Source organism: Streptomyces sp. NH27 (assembly GCF_056859195.1).
Genome location: NZ_JACEGK010000827.1, coordinates 1 through 2,039, shown reverse-complemented (window position 1 = coordinate 2,039; position 2,039 = coordinate 1). Strand labels below are relative to the sequence as shown.

2 protein-coding genes are annotated in these 2,039 nt (G+C 72.1%); both read left to right on the top strand.

Going from position 1 to position 2,039, the window contains the following annotated elements; all coding sequences use genetic code 11:
• The first annotated feature begins 35 nt into the window (after positions 1–35).
• Complete coding sequence (locus AC13HU_RS36260) at positions 36–761, top strand: response regulator (protein WP_483046250.1); 726 nt, start codon at positions 36–38, stop codon at positions 759–761.
• Between the two features lie 163 nt (positions 762–924).
• The gene (locus AC13HU_RS36255; RefSeq protein WP_483046249.1) at positions 925–1,902 is read left to right on the top strand and encodes a quinone oxidoreductase family protein; all 978 of its coding nucleotides are present in this window, start codon (positions 925–927) and stop codon (positions 1,900–1,902) included.
• The last annotated feature ends 137 nt before the right edge of the window (positions 1,903–2,039 follow it).

Sequence of the window (2,039 nt, the reverse complement as noted above, 5' to 3'; positions counted from 1 at the left end):
CCCCCGGCCACCCGACCACGAAAGGACGCCGACCGATGGCGATCCGCGTCATGCTCGTCGACGATCAGGCGCTGCTGCGCACAGGCTTCCGGATGGTGCTCGCCGCCCAGCCGGACATGGAGGTCGTGGCCGAGGCCGGCGACGGCGTCGAGGCGCTGGAGGTGCTGCGGCACACCCGGGTCGACGTGGTGCTGATGGACGTGCGGATGCCCCGGATGGACGGCGTGGAGGCCACCCGCCGGATCTGCGGCGGCGACCGCCACACGGACCGCGGCGTGGCCCGCGACGTGGCCCGCGCCGGGGCAGGCGCGCCCCGGGTGCTGATCCTGACCACCTTCGACCTCGACGAGTACGCCTTCACCGCGCTCAAGGCGGGCGCCAGCGGCTTCATGCTCAAGGACGTGCCGCCGGACGAACTGCTCACCGCGATCCGCGCGGTACACAGCGGGGACGCGGTGGTCGCCCCGAGCACCACCCGCCGGCTGCTGGACCGTTTCACCCCGATGCTGCCCAACTCGGCGGAGCCCGCCGGCCACACCGGGATCGACCGGCTCACCGAGCGTGAGCGCGAGGTGCTGCTGCTGGTCGCCCAGGGCCTGTCCAACGGCGAGATCGCCAAGAAGCTGGTGCTGTCCGAGGCGACGGTCAAGACACATGTCGGCCGCATCCTCACCAAGCTCGAACTGCGCGACCGGGTACAGGCGGTGGTGCTCGCCTACGAGTCCGGCCTGGTGCGCGCGGGAGGCGGCCCCGGGCAGTGATCTTCCGGTGAAGGTCGGGAACAACGTGGCTGCACGGGGGCGTTCCCAGGGAAGAATGCACTCAGGTCAACAGCAGGCAATACCCGACCAGGCACGGACCGACCGCCGGCGCCGCGCCCGAAGCATCTCGGCGCGGTGGCCGACCAGCTAGGGGGAGCACCACATGCGCGCCATCGTCATCGAGGAATTCGGCGGACCCGAGGTACTCACCCTCGCCGACGTGCCCGAACCACGTCCCGGACCTGGCCAGATAGCCATCGAGGTCGCCTACGCCGGCGTCAACTTCGCCGACATACTGGCCCGTTCCGTCGGCTACCGGGTAGCGGAACTGCCCTTCCGTCCCGGCCTCGAAGTCTCCGGCCTGGTCCGCGAAGTCGGCGACGGGGTCAGTGACTTCACCCCCGGCCAGGAGGTGGCCGCGTTCCTCGACGGGGGCGGCTATGCCGACGTGGTCGTCGCGCCCGCCTCCGCCGTCTTCGTCGTCCCCGATGGCGTCGACCTGCGCACCGCCGCCACCCTGCCCAGCGTGCTGCCGACCGCGTACGGCCTGCTGCACGAAGTGGCCAGGCTCCGCGAGGGCGACACCGTCCTGGTGCAGGGCGCGGCCGGCGGGGTCGGCACCGTCACCGGCCAACTCGCCCGGGCCGGCGGCGCCAGCGCGGTCTACGGGGTCGTCTCCAGCCTGGAGAAGGCCGAGCACGCCCTCAAGTCCGGTTACGACCAGGTGTTCACGACCGACACCTTCGACCAGGAGGTGCTGGCGGCGACCGGCGGCCGCGGCGTGGACATCGCCCTCGACTCGGTCGGCGGTGAAACCTTTCGGCGTACGAAGGCGGTGGTCGCGCGGTTCGGCCGGCTGATCTCCTTCGGCAACGCCGGGGGCGACGAACCGTGGCAGATCGGCCCTGCCGACGTCATGCCGACCGCCCTCACGGTGGGCGGCTTCTCCATCCTCGGGCTGGCCGCCGCCGATCCGGCGCTGCTGCGCGTGATAGCCGACCGGGCGTTCCACACCGTCACCGAGGGCGGGGTGGAGTTGCCGGTCAGCGCGGAGTTCGGCCTGGCGGACGTGGCGCAGGCGCATGTGCTGGTCGAGTCGCGGACCAGCACCGGCAAGTTGCTGATCCGGGTGGCCGACTGATCGCGCGGCCGACGTCGCCGGCCGGCTCGGCCGACCGACCTGGGGGACCCCGGGCCGGACCGTACGGACACGGGGGTCGTACGGCCCGGGGTCCGGCTTACGACCTGGGGGGTAGTAGGGAGCGGACTCCCTACTAC